This is a genomic window from Paenibacillus aquistagni (assembly GCF_900177815.1).
Taxonomy (GTDB): Bacteria; Bacillota; Bacilli; order Paenibacillales; family Paenibacillaceae; genus Paenibacillus_B; species Paenibacillus_B aquistagni.
In genome coordinates this window covers 479,743-501,503 of sequence record NZ_FXAZ01000004.1, presented here as the reverse complement: position 1 = coordinate 501,503, position 21,761 = coordinate 479,743, and the positions used below count along the sequence as shown (strand labels likewise).

Genomic DNA, 21,761 nt, shown 5'->3' with positions numbered 1-21,761 from the left:
CAGGCCGTGAGTAAAGTTCTCTTGCCACCTGAATGGCGTGATGCATTCATTTTGATACCAATTAAGGGAGATGGACAAACAATGACAATGCAACCACGCGAGCGCTCCAGTGAACTATATGAAGAGGCGCTAGCCCATATTGTGGGCGGGGTAAACAGCCCTTCACGCTCCTTCAAAGCCGTTGGCGGCGGTGCCCCTGTGTTTATGGAACGCGCCAAAGGAGCACATTTCTGGGACGTGGATGGCAACCAATACGTTGATTACTTGGCTGCCTATGGCCCTATTATTACCGGACATGCACACCCGCATGTCACACAAGCGATTGTCAAGGCAGCCGAAAACGGCACCCTGTACGGAACGCCTACAGCGCTTGAGATCAAGCTTGCGCGAATGCTGAAAGAAGCGATCCCTTCAATGGACAAGGTTCGCTTCGTCAACTCCGGCACCGAAGCTGTTATGACCACGATCCGTGTGGCGCGCGCATATACGAAGCGCAACAAGATCATTAAGTTTGCCGGCTGCTATCACGGCCACTCTGACCTTGTGCTCGTCGCTGCCGGCTCAGGTCCGTCCACGCTTGGGATTCCAGACAGCGCAGGAATTCCGAAGAGCATTGCGCACGAAGTCATCACCGTGCCCTTCAACGATCTTGATAGCCTGAAAGAAGCACTTGAGCGCTGGGGAGAAGATGTAGCTGCAGTCATGGTAGAACCGATCGTAGGCAACTTCGGAATGGTAATGCCGAAAGAAGGCTTCCTGGAGGGACTTTGCAAGCTGACAAGAGAATACGGCGCCCTCGTCATATATGATGAGGTAATCAGCGCATTCCGCTTCCATTATGGATCTGCGCAAACGTATCATGCGTTTCCTGACCATGCTGCGATTGAGCCAGACCTGACAGCTCTTGGCAAGATCATCGGCGGCGGACTTCCAATCGGCGCTTACGGTGGACGCAAGCATGTCATGGAGCAGGTCGCTCCGCTTGGGCCTGCTTATCAGGCGGGTACGATGGCCGGCAACCCAGCATCAATCTCCGCAGGGATTGCATGCCTCGAAGTGCTTCAGGAGCCTGGCATCTATGAGCGAATGGAAGCACAAGCGATGAAGCTCGTGGAGGGCATTCAAGCAGGCGCAGACCGCTGCGGCATCCCGATGACGATTAACCGGATTCGCGGAGCCTTCTCCACACACTTCTGCAGCCATCCTGTCACGAATTATGATGAGGCGCAAGGGTCTGATGCGGAATTGTTCGGTGCCTACTTCCGTCATATGCTTGATCAAGGCATCTGTCTCGCCCCGTCCCGATTCGAGGCTTGGTTCCTAACGACAGCGCATAGCGAAGAGGATATTGATCGTACCATTGAGGCTTCTAACGAAAGCTTCCGCCGGATGGCAATAAAGTAACATCTATATATTTACGAAGTAACAGAAGCGTCCTTCTTCATAGAAACGGAGAAGCGGCGCTTCTTTCTTTACAAATCACGATACAGTTTGTCTGTGAAATAAACCGCAATCGTAATGCTTGCGCCACCAAGCAGCCAGCTTAAGAGCACCTGCCAGATGGCATTAAAATCAAGCAGCAGGCTGCCTCCAATAAACAGTACAGCACAAATGAGACTCCCCCACACGATGAATCGATACTTCAGCATAGTTCCGACTCCTCCTGACTGTACTTGCCAATCCGATGATGAAGTCTAGGTTCGAGGTTAGAACTCTGGCAAAGGAATTCTTTCCCACATTATAATTCATCTAGTCCTAAAGACTCAATGACGAAGTTGATAGCACGTGTGATGATAACGTGTCCACTCCCTCCCCCTGCTTGAAGGAGGAAGCTATAGCCCCGTTGAACAGACGACACACAAGCTGCTGCTGAAAAAAAGCCTTTAGCGATCGCGCAGTTGCGATGCTAAAGGCTTCAAGTCTATATATAAGCTCACATGGGGTTAGGAGTAGCCGATCTTACTTATTGAGCTGCTTCTTGATCTCGTCCTTCAGAAGTTCGGATTGCGTACCGAATACGATCTGCACATTTCCGGAGCCAAGCTTCATAATGCCTGCAGCGCCCAAGGATTTGAGGCCGTTCTCGTTCACGACCTTATCGTCCTTAAGGGTAAGACGAAGTCGTGTGATACAAGCTTCATTCACGAGGATATTATCTCCGCCGCCAATGTACTCCAATACTTTTGTTGCCTTCTCAGACAAGGAGTTGTTGCTGCTGCTTGCTGCTGCATCGGACGCGCTCTCTTCGACCATGTCCTCGCGGCCTGGTGTCTTCAGATTCAGCTTCACGATCAAGAATCTGAACAACAGATAGTATACGATGAAGTATGCGATACCGATCGGAATGATCAAGAGCGGCTTCGTTGCCAGCGGATAGTTCAGCGCATAGTCAATGAAACCTGCGGAGAAGCCAAATCCGTGCTTAATGCCAAGCATGGATGTAATAACGCCGGATAGACCGGACAACACAGCATGCACACCGTACAATACTGGAGCTGCGAACATAAACGCAAACTCGATTGGTTCTGTAATACCTGTCAAGAAAGAAGCGAACGCTGTACCAATAAAGATAGCAGCTACTGCTTTACGGCGTTCAGGTCTAGCCGTGTGGATAAAGGCAAGCGCAGCACCTGGCAGCGCGAACATCATGATCGGGAAGAACCCTGTCATAAAGGCTCCCGCTGATTGGTCCCCAGCGAAGAAGCGGTTAATATCCCCGCGCACGACTTCGCCTGCTGCATCAGTAAAGGTACCGATTTGGAACCAGGCCACGTTGTTCAAGATATGGTGCAGACCCGTTGGAATCAGCAAGCGGTTCGCGACCATAAACCCGCCTGAGCCAATTGCACCCAAGCCTACTACCCAGTTACCGAAGGAATCAATTGCATCTTGTACAGGGCTCCAGATGAGTCCGAACAATAGACCAACAATGATAATGGAAACCGAAGTTACGATTGGAACAAAGCGTTTGCCCCCGAAGAAGCCAAGCCAGTCAGGGAGCTTAATATCGTGGTAGCGGTTGTACATAAAGGCTGCAAGTCCACCCGCCAAGATACCGCCGAGAACACCCATATCAAGCTTTACATCGTCTGGAATAAAAGCAAATGCTGTAGGCACCGTTGCCAGCACCTTAATCAAGATGATATGAGCAATAACTGCAGCTAGCGCGGCTACCGCATCTCCCGCCAGACCAATGGCAATTGCGACAGCGAAGATCAATGGCAGGTTGCCAAAGATGGTGTCACCACCCGCCAACAGGAATGGGGCAACATATTGGTTTAAGAATCCGCCAACCGTTTCGCCCATATGGAAGTCTTTGACGTAGTCAATAGCACCAAAGCGTAGCAAAATGGCTGCTGCTGGAAGCGTTGCGACTGGGAGCATAAGCGCTCGACCAATTTTTTGCAAAAACGCTAACATAGGAATTTCCTCCTTAGTTATAGATAAGTAAAGTATGGATAAAAGGCCGCAAAACTATTCTTGCGCCTGTTATCATCGCTTGGATGATAGAACGTGAAAAAGGCATGAGCTTGGAAGAAGGTATAGACGACGCCCATTGTTCTGCAAGGCCTGCAGAACGGCAATCGTATACGCCCATCTTCGAAGCTCATGCCTAGTCGTACTAGTAACACGCTTTAAGATGCCATATTAATCTATGTCCTTACTGAATAAACGATACAGATGCATCGCAATGTATGCGACTTCATCTTCTGATATATCAACACCTAGCCGTTCAGCCATCAGATCACCACATTGCTTCGCAACCCCAAACTCATAGGGAACCATATCCTTCATCTTATCGCGAAAGGGATTGCGAGAGTGTTCGCCCTTGCGAATGCGCTCAATCGCAAACCGTAAATGCGTGATCAACCGAACATAATCCACGCTGTCCTTCGGAATCTCCATTCCACGATGAGATTCGATTAAGGTAACCAGATCCTTAAGCAGATGGCTGTGCTGCACCACATTCCCAACAGGGACATGGGCTACTGCGGATTGAATATGAATGGTAAGGAATCCTGTCTCTTCTTCAGGAACCTTTACATTAAAGGTTCGCTCGATAAGCTTAGAAGCCTGAATGGCTACGTTGAACTCATCGGGATTCAAGGTTCTTATCTCTAATAAGAACGGATTCTCAATTGGCATCTGATTGCGCAATCGATAGAGAGTAAATTCAATATGACTCGGCAGCGCAAGATGAATATGCTCGTTGAGATCCGGAGTCAGCTGTTCGGATACCATCGAGATGATTCTCTCTGACACCGTGATGACCTCTGGATCAATCTGTTCAATCAGCGCTTGATACTGATTCATATGCTGCTTATTCTGCAGAGAGAACCTTTTCTCAATGCGAGAGTCATCTGCTTGAATCGTCGTTCCAGGCTTTACGCCGAATCCAATCCCCTTACCCATGAGAATCGTTTCAGTGTTCGTCACAACATCGTTCGTTAATACGACATTATTACTTAATGCGCGTACAATCTCCAAGCGACGTTCATTTGACAACGAAAAGCTCCTTTCTCATGTAAAGGCTAGAAAATGGAGTTTTGAAACCGTTTTCTTTGTATTCAACGATATGGGATTACCACTCATCCATTCGACATTATTATATGATATGCGACACTCTTCGTCAACCACTTTATTTCATAAATACCGAATATTATTAAAAATATATCAAATATCCAAATATCGTCGAATTTGTAAACATTGTCAAAACCTACAAAGCGAGTAAGAAATAAGCCATCATTTCTCATGATTATTTCTTACTCGCCTTCCTTCAATTTTCCAAGCCTACACAAGCAGTTGATTTACAGCCTCTACACGCTCTTGAACGAAGCGCTGAATCTCGTCTTCATGCTCCATCATCAAAGCTTGAGCTGCAATGTCTTGCATGTCTTCCCGGCTAAGACGGCTGAGCAAGACGCGTGCAGGAAGCACAGAGCTTGCACTCATGCTGAACTCGTCAAGACCAAGCCCAAGCAGAATCGGAATAGCCGTCAGATTGCCTGCCATCTCGCCGCACATGCCAGCCCACTTGCCTTCTTTATGAGCCGCATCAATGACCATGCGGATCAAACGAAGCACAGCAGGGTTGAATGGCTGAGTCAGGTGGGACACCTTCTCATTCATGCGGTCAGCAGCCATCGTGTACTGCACCAAATCATTGGTGCCAATAGAGAAGAAGTCTACTTCCTTTGCCAATTGATCGGCAATGATTGCGGCAGCTGGAATCTCGACCATCATGCCGACTTCCATGTCCTTGTTGTAGGCGATGCCTTCCTTGTCAAGCTCAGCCTTGGTCTCATCCAAGATTGCATTGGCTTGGCGAAGCTCAGCAAGCGTTGCAATCATCGGATACATCATCTTGATGTTGCCATGCACGCTGGCACGAAGAATCGCACGAAGCTGTGTCTTGAACAGATCCACTTGGTCCAAGCAGATGCGAATCGCACGATAGCCAAGGAACGGATTCATTTCATGCGGCAGTTCGAGATAAGGAAGCTCTTTGTCCCCGCCGATATCGAGCGTACGGATTACAACTGGCTTTTCTTTGCCAAGCGTCTCCGCCACTGTTGTATAAGCCTGATACTGCTCTTCTTCCGTTGGGAAGTTGTCGCGTCCCATGTACAGGAATTCGGTACGGAACAAGCCGACGCCTTCTGCGCCGTTATTGCGAGCGCCAAGCGCATCTTCTGGATTCCCGATGTTCGCTACAAGCTCAACATGCTTGCCGTCTAGTGTCACTGTAGGCTTATCCTTGTAGAGCTTCATCTCCTCTTGGCGCTTCTCGAACTTCTGCTTCTTCTCTTCATAGGCAGCGATGGTATCTTGATCGGGATGAACAATAATCAAGCCACGAGCCCCATCGAGAATGATCATGTCGCCGTTATTTACCGTCTCTGTTCCGTTCTTCAAGCCTACAACCGCTGGAATCTCCATGGAACGCGCCATGATAGCGGAGTGAGACGTGCGGCCGCCGATATTCGTTGCGAAGCCAGCCACCTTGCTGCGATCCAGCTGTGCGGTATCAGAAGGTGTCAGGTCGTGAGCAAACAATACAACTGGCGATTCAAAGTCGTTCAAAGACGCGGACTTCTCACCTGACAAAGCTGCAAGCACACGTTTGCTTACATCGCGGAAATCAGCCGCACGTTCGCGCATATACTCACTATCCATGCTGCTGAAGATATCGATTAGCTGCTGCGCTACCTCATGAAGGGCATATTCTGCATTTACAGACTCACTGCGAACCTTCTCTAGCGCCTGCCCAACAAATTCCTCATCCTGAAGCACCAGGATGTGCGTTGCAAAGATCTCCGCATGATGCTCACCAAGCTTCGCAGCCGTATCGTCCTTGATCTTCTCAAGCTCTGCCATCGCCTGATTTACCGCATGCTGGAGGCGTGACACTTCTGCTTCAACTTGAGAAGCATCTATGACTTTGCGTTCTACATCTTGAGCTTGCTCTTGCATGATAAAAGCCGGCCCAATTGCATATCCAGACGCTGCAGCAATACCTTTAAGTTGCATATTGGTTTCCCCACTCCTTCGTAATGTTTGGTAGCCCGATCTCTAAAAAGAAACGCCTCGAAATTAATCGAGGACTGTTTCCAACACTGCGCCTACTGCATCAAGCGCTTCAGCCGCTTGATCGCCTTCTGTAATCACGTTCACAGCATCTCCTGCTTTCATGCCGAGCGTCAATACGCCAGTAATGCTCTTCGCGCTTACTTTGCGGCCATTGAATTCAAGCGAAATTGTCGCATTTGGAAACTCGTTTGCCTTTTTCATAATGGCACCTGCCGGACGAGCATGTATGCCTTGTGGATTTTTAATTGTGAATTGTTTTTCCATGGTTCTATTCCCCGTTTCCGTTTAGTGTTGTTATTCGAACGTATGAATCGATTCCCATTATTTCAATACAACTTCCATCAATTCGCCGGAGCTGGCAGCTGCTGATCCTTCATGAATTTTAAGGCTTTCAACAACGTCTCCATTCGCCACTACGATAGGCGTAATAACAGGAAGGCCTGCTTCCTTAATCGCTGCGATATCAAAATCAATAAGCTTATCGCCTTTCTTAAAGGAATCCCCGGTCTTTACAAATGCAGTAAACGGTTTTCCTTGCAATGAAACAGTATTCACGCCAATATGAATCAGTATTTCAAGACCAGAGTCATGCTTGATGACCAAGGAATGCAGCGTATCGATCAAGTGAACAACTTCACCATCGAAAGGAGCCACCAAGGAGCCTTGCTCCGGCTCAATTGCAACACCATCACCGATAATTTTTTGTGCAAATGCTGGATCAGGAACTTGATCCAAAGGAACAATCTTACCTGTCATGGGAACTGTAACTGAGATATTCTTTTTCTTTTTTCCGAAACCAAACATATTAAGCCCTCCTCCAAAATCCTTGTGGATACTGTACCCACTCTATTATGTTTATAAACGCCGTTATCACGGTCTCTCTACCCTGCTAGCAAGTCTACTCAAGCACAAAAAAGGCATGCGCTAATAGCTGCAGTTCACCCCTCGAACAGCTGCTTTAGCTCATGCCTAGTCGTACTAGTAACACGCCGTATGCCGTAAAATTCATCATTATTCTAACATGCTGAATAGACGGATGCAAGCAATGCGGGCCACTGCTTAAAAATACCATATGCACGATGCACAAGGCCTATATCCATAAGCCTCCCATCCTCATTAAGATGTGCATGGTCCATCCATTTTATTCAAGAATGGCTTACACGATGGATAACCCGATCTGAAGCCGTGTCAGCTCTGCTGTTGCGTCCTCAGGCAGCGGTTTGTCCGTAATACACATCGTCAGCTCTTCAAGTCCCGCAACGGTGAACAAGGAGGCCTTCCCGACCTTCGTATGATCAAAGACCGCATAAGTAGAGGAGGCCTGACGCATCAGCATGCGCGCCGTCTCTGCCTCAAGCTCGGAATACGTTGTAATCCCCTTTGTAACACTGAATCCATCGATCCCCATGAACAGCTTCTCAATGTTCAAATGCTCAATGGTACGCTCCGCGAGCGGCCCGCATAATTCAAAGGAGTTGTTACGCATGACGCCCCCGATTACCACTACTTGAATGCCCTCGGAATCAGACAGCTCCATCGCGATATTTACCGCATTGGTTACAACGGTAATCCCCTGACGCATCTTTAACTGCTTCGCGATCAAGTAGGTCGTCGTTCCGCCAGTCAAGCAGATGCTGTCGCCTTCTTCAATGTATTCCACTGCGCGCTTCGCGATCGCTTCTTTCTCCAGCCACAAGAGCTGCTTCTTCTCATGGAAAGGAATCTCCCGAACAGGGCTCGTCCCTTCATACCTTGCGCCGCCGATCGTGCGGATTAGCGCTCCCTTGCGTTCGAGCAGATCCAAGTCCCGTCTTGCTGTCGCCTCGGAGCAGTCAAAATTCTCAATGATTTCTGCGATCGAAATACGCCCGTGCTGCTTCAGCCACTGCAGCAGCTGCTGCCTGCGTAGCTCACCTTTAGACAGGTTTTCACTCATTCTTGATTCTCTCCTATTCTATAAATAAATGCCGAATCGGCTTATGGTTGACGCAATGGGCGAAGCGAATCGCTTAAACACATCGAGGAAGATCTCGTCTGCCATTGTATCGACAACAATAGGATATTGCAATATACGTCTAACTTTGTCATCAAACCTTGCGATTTTCAAGCGGATTCTCGTTTGACAGTAAGGAATAAGCTTGCGTATAATCATGGTAATGAAATTATAAATCATTATTTTGATCGTTTCAATCATTGTAGTGGGAGGAACCAACTATGGGGCACTTAATTAGCTCAACATCAATGCTGCAAGCTGCACGGGAGCAAGGATTTGCTGTAACTGCATTCAATGTCCACACTTTGGAGATGCTGCAGGCCGTTGTGGATGCTGCACAAGAACTGCAAGCACCGCTTATTCTCCAAACCACTGTCGGTACAGTAAAGCATCTCGGTCCCGAATATATCGTCGCTGCTGCCCAGGTCGCAGCCAAGCAGGCTTCCATTCCGATTGCCCTGCATCTCGACCATTGCACGGACTATGACCTGCTAGTTGCCTGCATTCGCGCAGGCTATACATCGGTCATGATTGATGCTTCCATGCATCCTTATGACGAGAATGTCGCAAGAACCAAGGAAGTTGTGAAGGTTGCGAAGGCTGCTGGTGTCAATATCGAAGCTGAGCTTGGCAAAGTTGGCGGCGTGGAGGACGATATCGTCGTAGAAGATGAAGATGCGAAGCTCGCCGTTCCACAGGAATGCGTAAGCTTTGTTGAAGCAACAGGCGTGCCAACACTCGCACCAGCTATTGGCACTGCGCACGGCATCTACAAGGGCGAGCCGAATATTGCCTTCGGCCGCTTGGAAGAGATTGCTCGTCTTGTCAGCGTTCCGCTTGTTCTGCATGGCGGCTCCGGCATTCCAGAAGAGCAGGTGAAGCGCTGCGTGAAGCTTGGCATGGCGAAGATGAATGTTGCGACAGAACTGCGCATTGCGTTCTCCAATGCGATTAAAGCTGTGTTCGATGCGAATCCAGAGGAGAATGACCCGCGCAAATATATGGTTCCTGCGAAGCAAGCTGTGAAGGCTCTTGCCATGGATAAGATCCGCATGGCGGGCTGCGACGGGAAAGCGCACTTGGTATAAGCATAATGGGCTCAGTATCATGATTGGTTAGCCGTTGCTGCATACCAAGGTCGGCATTTGTAATTGAAAGCTGGAGGATATCATATGATCACGACCATAACGATGAACGCAGCCATAGACAAGACGTATATCACCCCTTCCTTTGCAATCGACAAGCTGCATCGCGTTAAGGAGATGTATGCCTTTGCCGGCGGGAAAGGCATTAATGTGGCCCGCGTCGTGCATGCCTTGCAGGAGCCTGTTACAGCCTCTGGCATCATTGCCGGCCATAACGGCAAGTTCATTGAAGCCGCTCTTGCTGAAGAAGGAATCGCTCATCAATTCGTAGCGGTGGAAGGCGAATCTCGGCTGTGCCTGGCCATTACCGATCCCTCAACCGGTTCTGTTACAGAACTGCTGGAAGCAGGGCCTGCATTAACTGAGGAGGACGTGGAGCTGATGAAGCTCACTATCGCGAGACTTGCACGTACTTCAACTCATGTCGTCATGTCCGGAAGTCTTCCTCAAGGCTGTCCCGTAACCTTCTATAAAGACTGCGTGGACATTATTCGCGAGAATGGCGCAAGTCCGATACTGGATACGAGCGGCGACGCCCTAGTAAGCGGTATGGAAGGACGACCGCTATTAATAAAGCCAAATGAGCATGAGGTGTTGAAGCTGACAGGCAGTGATCATGCCGATGAGGACGCTATCCTTCAAGCTATACATGCCGTGATGGAACAAGGCATTCAGAGTGTGGTTGTATCTTTGGGCGCGCAAGGTGCGCTCGCTGGCATGTACAACCGCATCTATCGGGTCACGATTCCAAAGGTAGACGTGCTCAATACGGTTGGCAGCGGGGACTCCATGATCGCGGGACTGGTGGTCGGCGACAAGCGCGGGATGCTTCCAGAGGAGCAGTTGAAGCTTGGCGCTGCATGCGGCACAGCCAATGCGCTAACCCCTGCAGCAGGCATGGTATCCCTTACTCAAGTCGAAGAGCTGATGAAGAGCATTAGCGTGCAGCAGATCAGTTGATCGATCATAATCATTCATCATGATAAAAGACAACACCAAACAGCCGTGTAGAGCAGCAGTTCAAGATCCTTGCCTGCTCTACACAGCTGTTACATCTTCACCAGAAGTGTCGTTATGGTCCCAATATGTCCTCCATATGCTTAAGAGTAAGCTTCATCTCTACCCCGACAGCTTGAATTTCCCGGTCCCCTATTGCAAATCCGGTTTCCTTTCCATGCACTCGTGCATCGCAAATTCACTCGTCCAATCCAAGGATGGAAATGTGTGTACTTCTTGCTTGCAATGCACCTCATACCGCTCGGTATCTACAATGTGAGACGCACGACTGGATGTCTTCATTAAGGTATCACCTCGTTGACCGTATCCAACGCTTCAGGAATACGCATGCAAAATGAACAAAGCAATTGATTCGATTCTGCTCATTTAACATCGATACCCCATGCATTCATATTGAAACAAGTCCAGCCTGTGCCTCTAACGGTTCAGCGCACTCAGCAGCCCAACTTCATATGTCGCTTGTACCCCTTCTCCATCCGAGCCTGGATAGGTATGCTCATAATAAGCGAGCATCTCATGAATCCAGCTGCGCGTCACCATATGCGTGCGATCATGGAGCGCATTCGACGCCCCAACCCCTCTTATATGCTTCATCATCTGCCGTGCGCTGTCGTATTCATAGGTCAAGGTTAGCGCCCGACTGGATACCTGCATTTGCTCTGTGCCGAACACCGTGCTAGTAGGTTCGGCGGCACAAGCTGCTCTCTTAACTCTTGCTTTATGCGCCAAGCGGCTATTCATTGCGAGACTCACAGCATTTGTCAGGGTATGAAGCTCAGCATATGTCTGCCCTCGCTCCTCTCTACTTCTTCCGAGCAAGTGATCGGCGGCTGAACAGGAATGATGCAGCTCATAAAGGGTTCCCGGCAAAAAGGTGGAGCAAGCGAGCAGTCCGCCAGGACGCAGTAGAGCCGCCGCATGCTGGAGTACGCGGCAAGGCTCATGAAACCATTGAAGCGCCGCGTTTGACACGATCATATCGAAGGTGGCGGTTTGGCTGTTGATCCATGCTTCAGCGTCAGCTTCGATCTTATGCAATGGAATGGACAGTCCCGATTCCACCAACTTTTGCTCTGCCTCATCGAGCATCTCCTTGGACAAATCAAGCAGGGTAATATGCGCCTCGCCAAGCTGTTCTAGAATAAGCGTGGTTACGAGCCCTGTGCCGCAGCCGATATCCAGTATCTTGATAGGCTGCTTATTCTCTCTCCATCTTTTAAGCCGCTCCAGCACCAGTTCATCATCAAGCAGCGCTGCAGCCATATCACACTGAACATCCGCATACTGGTCATATTCATGCGCATGACGGCTGAACCTCTTTTTTACAATGCGCTTATCAATCTGCTTGAGATTCACGTTCTTCCCCTTCCCGCGGTCTTTGCGGGCATTGCGACCATAGCCATTGACGCAGGACCGCCTCCCACTGCTCTTTCCTTGTCAAAAAGGGAGCGTGTCCCGCTCCCGAAAACCGTACTGTATGCAGGGGAACTTCATTCCATTGCTCCATTGCAGCCGCAGGACATATCTGATCCTCGCTTCCTTGAACCCATAAGATCGGAAGCTCGTGCGCCAGTTCAATCAGCTGCTTCTCCAATGCAGCTTGCTGCAGATACTGAAGCCCCGCATTGAGCCCTTCAAGCGAATAACCAGCAGAGCGGATCACATGGCTCATCTCTGTCTGCCATGTCAGATAACGCTCGTCTGCTCGCTCTGTGGGCGACCAGAATTGGTCCGCGAAGTCTGCGAGCACCTGCTCAGGCGCACGCTCTAGCTTACGCCGCATGCGCTCAAGAATCCTTGGGCGCCAGCCCGCATGGCCCTGCTCATCGACAAACTGGCATGTTGCGCCTACGCCAATCAAGCTTGCCGGCAGCATGCCGCTTGTGCTTGCTCCATGCAATCCATGCGACCCAACTCCGCTTGTGCTGGCTCCATGCAGCTCATGCGCTCCAATTCCGCTGCAAGGCTGCTGCTTCATCCAGCGCAGAAGCGCATCAATAGCCAGCATGCCGCCGAGCGACCAGCCGATGACATGCCAAGGCTGCTCCCGCTTAGCAGCCTCGTCAAAGGCACTCGTTACGGTCGCAAGCATGTCTTCAATCGTAGTGCAGCCCACAAGCGATACATCACGATGATGAATGTGCATCTTCGCGTCGCAATTCTCTGCCCTTGAAGAGAATCGAGAGCCGTGTCCTATATCCCATACGGCTGGAGAGGCGCCCCAGCCGTGAATCCATATCAGCTGTATATTCAAGCAGCCTTCACCTCCTATGAGTCCAGCTGGCTGTTTGTTATCCGCCCACTGTTCTCTATCTCTGTGCTCTGTTCTCTGTGCTCCTCATAAGGGGCAGGAGGATGCAGTCCGTACCTTTCTGATGATTAGAGCTGCCGCCTCTTCGATCTGCTGTGCCGTATGAATCGCCATCGGCGTCAGCCGAATTCGCGCTTCGTTCTCTGGAACGGTAGGCGGCCGGATGGCAATTCCGGCTATGCCTGCTGCTTGCAGCTGCTCGCTTGCTCGAACCGCTATGCGATCCTCTCCCAAGAGGACCGGAATGATGTGGCTGGCACCTTCTCCTGTATGAAGTCCGCCTGCTTGCAGCAAGGTTCGAAGACAGCCCACTCGTTCCTTCAAGCGCTGCCTCAATCCATCTGCTGCTTCAACCTCCCTTAGCCGAATCCGCAGCATGGCGGCCATGACAGGCGGCAGGGCCGTGCTATAGATAAAGGAACGCGAGCGGTTCACAAGATACCGAATAAGAACGTGATCAGCAGCAGCAAACGCGCCCTCCAATCCAAAGGCCTTGCCAAGCGTACCCATCACCACATCCACTTGCTGATGAAATCCCCTTTCATAGGCAAGTCCTCTTCCTCCATGGCCATACACGCCAATGCTGTGAGCCTCGTCCAACATCAGCAAAGCATCGTATCTGTCCTTCAGCTTCACGAGCTGTTCCAGCCTAGCCTCCGTGCCATCCATGCTGAACACAGCATCCGACACGATTAAGGCCCGTCTGTCAGGATGTGCCCCCCTCCAGCGCTGCAGCATGCGCTCTAGCTGCTCATAATCGAGATGCGAATAGCGAAAATGCTCCGCTCGACTGAGCTGTATGCCATCCACGATGCTGGCATGGTTCAACCGGTCGCTGAATACGGCATCCCCTCTTCCGACCAATGCCTGTATGATCCCGATATTCGCCATATACCCATTTGCAAATACCAAAGCCGCTTCGCGGATCATGTATTCGGCAAGCTCGCGCTCCAATGCTGCATGCTGAGGGTCATGACCGGCAATCAGCCTTGAAGCCCCGCTGCCCATCCGAACATAAGGCTCGCCGCCGGACCTGCATAAGGCTTGAAGCTGTTCCATATAGGGCTCAAGCCAAGGAGAAAAGCCCAAGTAATGATTGGAAGCCAGGTTCAACAGAGAGTATCCTCCTCGGTGGATATAGCCGCTCGCTTCCCACTGGGTCTCACACAGCGTGCGAAGCCGCTGCTTGCTATGCAGTTGATCTAGTGCCGATTCCATCCAAGGATATCGCGATGGAACTGTCATTTCTTTGCTAAAAGAGCTTGCATCGATAACCGACTTTGCTTGAGCAGCAGCCTTAATTGTTTCAGTTTTGAGTGTACCTGCCTTCGGCGTTTCCACTTTGAGTGTCTGGGTTATGAGAGCTTCAGCCTTGTGTATTTCCGCATTGCGTGTATCACCTTCATGTGTTTCAGCTGTAAGTACTTCAGTCTCACGTATTCTGCAGCGATCCTCGCGTTCAGCATTTACAGCGCACATGTCTCAATCTCAAACCCCATATCTTGAATCATCGCATGGTCAGAAGCGGCTTCCTGCCCTTCTGTCGTTAAGTAATCGCCAATAAAAATCGAATTGGCTGCATACAAGGCCAGCACCTGCATGGAGCGCAAATTGACCTCGCGCCCTCCAGAAGCCCGAATTTCTTTGGTGGGACACACGAAGCGAAACATCGCAAGCGCCTTCAAGCACTTTCTTGGGTTAAGATGCGATAGCTTTTCAAGCGGAGTGCCGGGAATCGCATTTAGAAAGTTAACCGGAATGGAGTCCGCATCAAGCTCTCGAAGCGCTATTGCGGCTTGCACGAGCTGTTCATCTGTCTCGCCCATGCCGATAATAACCCCAGAGCATGGCGATATTCCTGCCTGCTTCGCTTGTTCAACTGTATGTACCCGATCTTCATACGTATGGGTTGACGTAATATGAGCATAATGATCTGCGCTTGTATTCAAATTATGGTTATAGCGGTCCACGCCCGCTTCCTTCAACTGCTTCGACTGTTCATCCGTAAGAATGCCAAGGCATGCACATATCTTAAGCGGCATCGTCTCCTTGATTTCTTGGACGGCAGACGTAACCTCAGCCAGCTCACGCTTCGTCGGTCCTCTGCCGCTCGCTACGATGCAGTAGGTTCCTGCCTGAAGCTCCATGGCACGCTTCGCTCCTTCTACTAGCACCTCTTTCTCTAGAAGAGGGTACTTCGTTACGGGAGCTGATGACACGATCGATTGCGAGCAATAGCCGCAATCTTCTGGGCACAAGCCGCTCTTGGCATTTACAATCAGATTCAGCTTCACTTTTTTCCCATAATAATGCTTGCGGATGCGAAATGCAGCGTCCATAACAGCCAACAGCTCATCATCACTTGCTTGCAGCACATTAAGCGCCTCCGCTTCCGTAATCGCCTCGCCTTGAATGGCTTTGGCTGCTAATGCCTGCCAGTCCGTATCTTGCTGGCGATCTACTGTCATGACAGTGTTATGGTCATTCATAAATGTATACTCCTCCTCTAATCACACTCTTGGATTCTTCTAATATGGCTGCTTACATAATGGAGCAGCTAATTGGACGGCTAACAATCGCTAGTCAAACTAGACGAGTCAGCACACCGCTCCTTATTGACTTCGTTCATGCGTCCCATAAGCCAATCGCACAGCAAAGAGACCCGGCTCATCGCTTCGACCCATTGCGCTCGCCAGCTGCTCCAAGCATGCGGATCATGCATAACGGGCTGCGGAATCCACGGCAGTCTACCAAGCACTGGAACCTGTGCCTGCTCAGCGATTATTTGCGCATTCTCTTCGCATTCGTGCTCACGTTCTAGTTGTTCAGGGGCCAAGCCGCCCATTACAACTGCAATATCAGGTATGCCTTGTTCTCTTGCATAATGCACAGCGGTCACGGTATGGCTGATCGTTCCAAGCAGCGGTTGAGCCACAATAAGCATCGGCAGCTCTAGATCACTGGCCAGCGAGCACATTGTATAAGTGTTCGCAAAAGGAACTGCCACGCCTCCCGCTCCTTCTACAACAAGCGGCAAGCCTTGTGACAATCGTGTTATGCCTTCTCTTCTTAGGGCAGCACAGTTGATCGATACATTCTCTCTTGCAGCAGCTGCTAGAGGAGACAAGGGTGCTGAAAAAGCAAGAGACACGATGTCCTGTTCCTGCTTATCCTCCAATCCGCCGCCCCACTTTAATCGATAGCTGTCCGCATTCGAAGCTCCCCATTGAACGCCGCTCTGAACAGGCTTCCACACGGCTGGCGCTGCTCCTGTAACGGACTTCCACCATGCGGCAATTCCTGAAGCAAGAATCGTTTTTCCTTGTTCAGTACCTGTAGAGGAAACAAATATCCCTTTTTTGTTTGCAGCACATTCCACATTTGTTTTGCTAGCAGGCATTACGAACTTCACTTCCCTCAAACAATCTTGCGTAAACCAAATAAAATAATTAATGGTTAACATTTATTTTTACATTGTAAATCAGTTCAATGATTCTGACAATCGTTAACTAGTTATTATTAAAAGAAGTTTACATTTATCATATCTGCTTCGTTTCTGTTCTTCATTTATGCTGCAAAAATGAACACGGTTCCACCAAGCTTCTTGTCTCCACTAATGCCTATGCAGGAGCGCGGACAACAAAAAACCGCAGCAGAAGGATAGAACCTGTTGGATCGGTTCCATCTCTTCTGCTGCGGCTATCTTAGCGCAGCTTTATTTTCATTTCTCATCCACATAGGCTGCTGAGCAGGCTCGATTGCTGCAAAGCTAATGTGAACGGTAACTTTTCCCTAACAACGTATCCTGATTAGGCTTGTGCTTCTTCTAGTGCTTTCACGCCAAGCGCGAGGGAGCCTGTAATGCCCGCACGATCCTCAAGTCCTGGCGTTACGATATAAGCATCGGTGTGCTCAAGAATGGCTGGATGATGTACGTAACCATTCAACTGCTTGCGAAGCTCCTCGTGAATGCAAGGCAGCAAATGACGCTGCTTGGAGACGCCCCCGCCAAGAATAATTTTCTCAGGAGAAATAATTAGAATGTAATTCATCAAGGCTTGTGCAATATAGTAGGCTTGGAATTCCCACGCCTTGTGGTCTTCTTGCAGTTCATAAGCCTTCACGCCCCAACGCGCTTCGATCGCTGGACCTGCAGCAAGACCCTCGAGGCAATCTCCATGATAAGGACACTTGCCTGCATACGTATCTTCAGGATGACGGCGAACATTGATATGCCCCATCTCAGGATGCGTCAATCCATGCACCAGCTTGCCTTCCACGACAGCTCCAGCGCCAATGCCGGTCCCAATCGTGATATATAAACAGCTGTTTAGTCCCTTTGCTGCTCCATATGTCGCTTCACCCAGCGCAGCCGCATTCACATCAGTATCAAAGCCAATCGGAATATCGAAATGCTGCTTAAGGTGACCGACAACATCATAGTCGCTCCAATGCGGCTTAGGTGTCTTTGCGATATGTCCATATGTCGGACTTTGCGTATTCAGATCAACGGGGCCAAAAGAACCGAACCCAATCGCGCTTACGCCTTTATCACGGAAAAACTCTACCGTTTTGCCCATTGTTTCTTCTGGTGTTGTCGTTGGAAATGATTCCATCACTTCAATTTGACCATCTACAGTACCCACGCCTACGACGAACTTCGTTCCGCCGCCTTCGATTGCACCAATTCGTGTCATAACGTTTCTCGCCCTCCGTACCAAGCTTTCTTATGTCTTGTCTGTCTAATAATACAGCGTCATTCAAGCAATCAAAAAACAATGTGAAAGATAACGCTTACGTCTTATTATTATAGCATTTTGCCCCAATCGATCCAACATCAGAAGTCACGAATATTATTGGCATAAGCAACTCTCGCCCATTCAGCGCGGAAAGGCGTTATAATGGAATTGCTGTAAAATAAACAATTTTAGCTTTTGTACCGATATATACAAGAGCATGTAAGATCGTCAAGGAGGAACTTCAACACGTGTCACGCCGTATTCGACTTTTGAACAAATGGCTTCTTTTTTGTATTTTGCTTGCGATATGTGCGCTGCCTTTCTCTTTGATGATGGTTGACGAGAAGGATGGACGAACTCCGTTTGCATTCTCAATGCCATCCGATGATCTCGTCCTGATGAACTACAGCCATACAGCACGCCACGGACGCTATCTTGTCCCGCTGGACGATAACACAAAGAACGCAGCGCCTTACACATCCAAAGGGGAAACCTTTGTTCCCGCTCGCTTCTTAGCTAAGCGGCTTGATACAACCATGACATACAATTCATCCACAGGCAGCATCAAGCTCCAATCCGAGCAGGGCAAGATCGAGTTTGATTCCAAGATGACAGAGGTCAAGGAAGGCCTTACCTATATACCGCTGCGCAAGACGAGCGAAGCATTCGGACGAACTCTGCAGGTGCATAATGGCGTCGTCTTATTGTCTAAGACAACACGTTCGCCCTCCAATGATGAATGGGAGGAATGGCGAAGAGAGCTGTCCGCTTATCTCGCTTATGATGCATATGGACCTTATTCCGTCGATATGCAGGGCCGATTCCTAGCTCTGTTCAAGACTTGGTCTGAAGCGGTCGCCTTCGCTAGTCAAGCACCAGGGAGAACGGTATTGTATCGCGGCGAACATACATTATGGGACCCGACGAAGAAGCCGCCTGCAACGATTCATAACAGTGGAGCTCCGCTTATCCTGCAGCTGCCTGAACTGCCTAGAGGCTGTGAGGTGACAGCCCTGGCCATGCTCTTGCAGCATGACGGCGTTCAAGTGGACAAGATGGAGCTTGCGAAGAGCATTCGGAAGGACCCTACGCCTTACGTGAAGGCTGGAGGAGGCATCTCCTTTGGCAATCCGCACGACGGATTCGTAGGGGATATTTATACGTTTAAGAACCCTGGCTTAGGGGTGTATCATGAGCCAATTGCAGAATTAGCCGAGAAGTATGCTCCTGGAAGAGTCATTGATATTACGGGCACTTCCTTTGATCATCTGATGTGGACTGTGGGCCAAGGCACCACGGTGTGGGTCATTCACACCACCTTATATGATGAAGTTCCCGCTTCGTCCTGGCAGACGTGGCAGACGCCAACAGGAGAGATTCAGATCACCTACTATATGCACTCCCTGCTGATCACAGGCTATGACGAATCGTATGTCTATGTCCACGACCCGCTCGGCAGAGCAAAGAAGATCAAGCGTGAGGCCTTCAAGCGAGGCTGGGAGCAAATGGGGAGCCAAGCGATATACTTGGCACCTCCTTCTGCGTCTTAACAGCTGTGCCAAGGAATCACTCAAACCAATCGTTACAGCCAAGCATGCATCACAACACAAAAGCCTCCCTTAGACCGCTCAATCGAGCAGTCTAAGGGAGGCTTATTGGTATGAGTTGTTATGATGCAATTCATGATCTTTGTAGGGCAAAGCAACGGATGGAGTCTACGAATTATTTTTTCGCTTCTCCTCTGCTGCCTGTGTGCTTCCCATATATCGATCATAGCGGTTGTCCACTTCTTTAGCCATGCTGCGAAAAAGAAGCGTCTCTTCCACGATTGGATCCATCTTCGTCTGGATGCGAATCTCCGTCCGTGGAATCACACGTCTTCTTACAGCAGCATCCTGCTCCTCTGTCTCCATCTCGCCTACAGTCAGCAGCTCATGGAGCTCTGCTTCCAGTGGGGTTGAGGCCAAGCTTTCGCTCGCTTCCATCTCGCGTTGCGGCTTATGCTCGCGGTTCACTTTGTCCATCTCGTATAACCTCCTTCACAAGATTCAGCTTGCCCGTCGGAACCTTGAGGTATGCGATTTAGCGTTGTGGCACAGCGTCGCGGAGCACATTCAGGAGCGATTCATGAATTGCTCCATTAGACGCTGCAACATCGCGTACGCCTAAGTGATATGGGTTGCCGTCAATATCTGTTACCCGTCCGCCAGATTCGGTAATCAGCAAACTTCCTGCAGCCATATCCCAAGCATTCAGATTCCACTCGTAGAATCCTGTCAATCGTCCATCCGCCACATATGCCATGGAAAGTGCTGCAGAACCAATCGTACGAATATTGCGAACCTGCGGCGCTAATGCTGCAATCGTCGCCAAGTTATTGGGCAGCGCTTCATCATGTTCTGTAGGAAAGCCAGTTGCAACTAAGCTGTCGCTTAAGGCAGGGTCCTTCGCAGCGCGCATGCGCTTCCCATGCACATAGGCCCCCTTGCCTTTCTCAGCTACAAACAGCTCATCACGCATCGGGTCGTAAATTACGCCTACAATAACTTCTCCCTTATGCGCCAGTGCAATCGAAACAGAGAAGAATGGCAAGCCATGAACAAAATTGGTGGTGCCGTCGATTGGGTCGACAATCCATAAGTATTCAGCCTCTTTGGCTTCCTGCAAAGCTTGTGCTGAGGCTTCCCGACCGGGATCTACCGACTCCTCTCCAAGGATCTCATGATGGGGAAAGTGCGTCATAATCAGCTTGCGGATCATGATCTCTGCGCCCTTGTCCACTTCGGTCACAAGATCTGCTGCCGATGACTTTATATTCAACGAGGTGAATTGTCCGAGTCGGGTCTTGATCCATTCGCCTGCCTTCGCTGCGCAATTAATTGCGACTGCTGTATAACTCTTACCCGTTACAACATAAGGAATGTTCTCTTCATTGCTCACTCGCTTCACTCTACTTTCATTCTATGATCATCCAAAAGTCACTCTCTTACTATACGCTTACGATGAAGTGAAGTTTCATGGTATTCGCCTGACTTATGTGAAGTTAATCGTATGCGGAGTTCATCAATCTCATTCAAGAAAGTCCCCCATTAAGTATACAAAAATCCGCCTTGAATATGCGGTTTATCTGACATACCAAGGCGGACTCTATCTTCATCCGTGATGGAGCTCTACACTCCGACTATATGGAAGCCACTATCTACATAGATAACTTCTCCTGTAATTCCGCGTGACCATGGACTCATGAGGAACATCGCGGTGTCTCCTACTTCAGCTTGCTCTGTCGTACGGCGAAGCGGCGCTTTCTCTTCTACCTCGCGCAAAATGGAATTGAAATCAGCAATTCCTTTCGCTGCAAGCGTACGAATTGGCCCGGCTGAGATGGCATTGACACGAATATTGAACTGGCCGAGGTCGTTAGCCAAATAGCGTACAGATGCTTCAAGCGCAGCCTTCGCCACACCCATGACATTGTAGTTCTTAAGCGCGCGCTCAGCGCCAAGATAAGTCATCGTCATGATGCTGCCGCCTTCTGTCATAAGCGGATATAAGCGCTGTGCCACAGCTGCCAAGGAATAAGCACTAATATCATGCGCTAGTGCGAATCCAGCACGAGAAGTATTGACGTACATGCCTTCCAGCTCAGCTGTATTTGCAAATGCAATGCTGTGCACGATACCATGCAGCACACCGAATTCTTCTTTTAGATGCACAGCTAGAGCATCAATGTCCTCATCTACGGTAACATTGCATGGCAGCACGATGGAATTAGGAATCGTGTCTGCAAGCTTCTTCACACGGCCTTCAACACGCTCGCTCTCATAGGTAAATGCGAGTCTTGCGCCTTGTGCCGCCAGGGATTGCGCAATCGCCCAAGCAATGCTGCGGTCGTTCGCTACACCCATCACAATGATATTCTTGCCTGTCAATACTTGAGACATCAGTCGAATATCCTCCTCTCGCAC

Annotated in this window: 21 protein-coding genes; 4 read left to right on the top strand and 17 right to left on the bottom strand. The window is 49.7% G+C overall.

Going from position 1 to position 21,761, the window contains the following annotated elements:
- The first annotated feature begins 81 nt into the window (after positions 1-81).
- Positions 82-1,404 carry a glutamate-1-semialdehyde 2,1-aminomutase gene (locus B9Y93_RS16215; protein WP_085495910.1) on the top strand — a complete coding sequence of 441 codons (1,323 nt, stop codon included), beginning with the start codon at positions 82-84 and terminating at the stop codon, positions 1,402-1,404.
- Between the two features lie 68 nt (positions 1,405-1,472).
- On the opposite strand, the gene B9Y93_RS24615 is transcribed toward B9Y93_RS16215, so the two are convergent.
- The 7 genes from B9Y93_RS24615 to B9Y93_RS16185 form a co-directional block, all read right to left on the bottom strand.
- Positions 1,473-1,649 (bottom strand): hypothetical protein, encoded by a 177-nt coding sequence (locus tag B9Y93_RS24615; RefSeq protein WP_169027088.1) that lies wholly within the window; start codon positions 1,647-1,649, stop codon positions 1,473-1,475.
- A gap of 310 nt (positions 1,650-1,959) precedes the next feature.
- Positions 1,960-3,420, bottom strand: coding sequence for an N-acetylglucosamine-specific PTS transporter subunit IIBC (gene nagE, locus B9Y93_RS16210; RefSeq protein WP_085495909.1), 1,461 nt, complete (start codon positions 3,418-3,420; stop codon positions 1,960-1,962).
- Between the two features lie 228 nt (positions 3,421-3,648).
- On the bottom strand, positions 3,649-4,506 hold the full coding sequence (locus B9Y93_RS16205) for a BglG family transcription antiterminator (RefSeq protein WP_085495907.1): 858 nt from the start codon (positions 4,504-4,506) through the stop codon (positions 3,649-3,651).
- 285 nt (positions 4,507-4,791) lie between these two features.
- Entirely contained in the window at positions 4,792-6,531 is a 1,740-nt protein-coding gene (ptsP, locus tag B9Y93_RS16200) for a phosphoenolpyruvate--protein phosphotransferase (protein WP_085495906.1), read from the bottom strand.
- Between the two features lie 63 nt (positions 6,532-6,594).
- Positions 6,595-6,855, bottom strand: a complete 261-nt coding sequence (locus B9Y93_RS16195; protein ID WP_085495904.1) for an HPr family phosphocarrier protein — start codon at positions 6,853-6,855, stop codon at positions 6,595-6,597.
- A 57-nt stretch (positions 6,856-6,912) separates the two neighbouring features.
- A complete protein-coding gene (locus B9Y93_RS16190) occupies positions 6,913-7,395 on the bottom strand; it encodes a PTS sugar transporter subunit IIA (RefSeq protein ID WP_085495902.1) in 483 nt (160 codons plus the stop codon).
- Positions 7,396-7,747: 352 nt separating this feature from the next.
- A complete protein-coding gene (locus B9Y93_RS16185) occupies positions 7,748-8,527 on the bottom strand; it encodes a DeoR/GlpR family DNA-binding transcription regulator (RefSeq protein ID WP_085495900.1) in 780 nt (259 codons plus the stop codon).
- 278 nt (positions 8,528-8,805) lie between these two features.
- On the opposite strand from B9Y93_RS16185, the gene B9Y93_RS16175 reads away from it, so the two are divergent.
- Both B9Y93_RS16175 and pfkB read left to right on the top strand, forming a co-directional pair.
- Entirely contained in the window at positions 8,806-9,672 is an 867-nt protein-coding gene (locus B9Y93_RS16175) for a class II fructose-bisphosphate aldolase (protein ID WP_085495896.1), read from the top strand.
- Between the two features lie 84 nt (positions 9,673-9,756).
- Positions 9,757-10,689 carry a 1-phosphofructokinase gene (pfkB, locus tag B9Y93_RS16170; protein ID WP_085495894.1) on the top strand — a complete coding sequence of 311 codons (933 nt, stop codon included), beginning with the start codon at positions 9,757-9,759 and terminating at the stop codon, positions 10,687-10,689.
- Positions 10,690-10,878: 189 nt separating this feature from the next.
- On the opposite strand, the gene B9Y93_RS24610 is transcribed toward pfkB, so the two are convergent.
- The 7 genes from B9Y93_RS24610 to B9Y93_RS16140 all read right to left on the bottom strand — a co-directional run bounded on the left by B9Y93_RS24610 (position 10,879) and on the right by B9Y93_RS16140 (position 17,754).
- Positions 10,879-11,028: a hypothetical protein gene (locus tag B9Y93_RS24610; RefSeq protein ID WP_176228952.1), complete on the bottom strand. Its 150-nt coding sequence runs from the start codon at positions 11,026-11,028 to the stop codon at positions 10,879-10,881.
- 135 nt (positions 11,029-11,163) lie between these two features.
- Positions 11,164-12,102 (bottom strand): methyltransferase domain-containing protein, encoded by a 939-nt coding sequence (locus B9Y93_RS16165; RefSeq protein ID WP_085495892.1) that lies wholly within the window; start codon positions 12,100-12,102, stop codon positions 11,164-11,166.
- On the bottom strand, positions 12,083-13,000 hold the full coding sequence (locus tag B9Y93_RS16160; protein ID WP_176228951.1) for an alpha/beta fold hydrolase: 918 nt from the start codon (positions 12,998-13,000) through the stop codon (positions 12,083-12,085). The genes B9Y93_RS16165 and B9Y93_RS16160 overlap by 20 nt, the downstream gene beginning before the upstream one ends.
- Positions 13,001-13,084: 84 nt before the next feature.
- On the bottom strand, positions 13,085-14,536 hold the full coding sequence (locus tag B9Y93_RS16155; RefSeq protein ID WP_244903437.1) for an aminotransferase class I/II-fold pyridoxal phosphate-dependent enzyme: 1,452 nt from the start codon (positions 14,534-14,536) through the stop codon (positions 13,085-13,087).
- The gene (gene bioB, locus B9Y93_RS16150; RefSeq protein ID WP_097676171.1) at positions 14,524-15,546 is read right to left on the bottom strand and encodes a biotin synthase BioB; all 1,023 of its coding nucleotides are present in this window, start codon (positions 15,544-15,546) and stop codon (positions 14,524-14,526) included. Before bioB ends, B9Y93_RS16155 begins: the two co-directional genes overlap by 13 nt.
- An 80-nt stretch (positions 15,547-15,626) precedes the next feature.
- On the bottom strand, positions 15,627-16,457 hold the full coding sequence (gene bioD, locus B9Y93_RS16145; RefSeq protein ID WP_097676168.1) for a dethiobiotin synthase: 831 nt from the start codon (positions 16,455-16,457) through the stop codon (positions 15,627-15,629).
- A 409-nt stretch (positions 16,458-16,866) separates the two neighbouring features.
- Positions 16,867-17,754: an ROK family protein gene (locus B9Y93_RS16140; RefSeq protein WP_085495888.1), complete on the bottom strand. Its 888-nt coding sequence runs from the start codon at positions 17,752-17,754 to the stop codon at positions 16,867-16,869.
- A 290-nt stretch (positions 17,755-18,044) separates the two neighbouring features.
- Here B9Y93_RS16140 and B9Y93_RS16135 point away from each other — a divergent pair, with 290 nt between their 5' ends.
- The gene (locus B9Y93_RS16135) at positions 18,045-19,346 is read left to right on the top strand and encodes a C39 family peptidase (protein ID WP_085495886.1); all 1,302 of its coding nucleotides are present in this window, start codon (positions 18,045-18,047) and stop codon (positions 19,344-19,346) included.
- A gap of 165 nt (positions 19,347-19,511) precedes the next feature.
- Here B9Y93_RS16135 and B9Y93_RS16130 read toward each other — a convergent pair whose 3' ends face one another.
- The 3 genes from B9Y93_RS16130 to fabI all read right to left on the bottom strand — a co-directional run bounded on the left by B9Y93_RS16130 (position 19,512) and on the right by fabI (position 21,737).
- A complete protein-coding gene (locus B9Y93_RS16130; RefSeq protein WP_425320348.1) occupies positions 19,512-19,820 on the bottom strand; it encodes a hypothetical protein in 309 nt (102 codons plus the stop codon).
- Positions 19,821-19,878: 58 nt separating this feature from the next.
- Positions 19,879-20,736: an inositol monophosphatase family protein gene (locus B9Y93_RS16125; protein ID WP_085495884.1), complete on the bottom strand. Its 858-nt coding sequence runs from the start codon at positions 20,734-20,736 to the stop codon at positions 19,879-19,881.
- Positions 20,737-20,966: 230 nt separating this feature from the next.
- Positions 20,967-21,737 (bottom strand): enoyl-ACP reductase FabI, encoded by a 771-nt coding sequence (gene fabI / locus B9Y93_RS16120; protein ID WP_085495881.1) that lies wholly within the window; start codon positions 21,735-21,737, stop codon positions 20,967-20,969.
- Positions 21,738-21,761 lie beyond the last annotated feature (24 nt).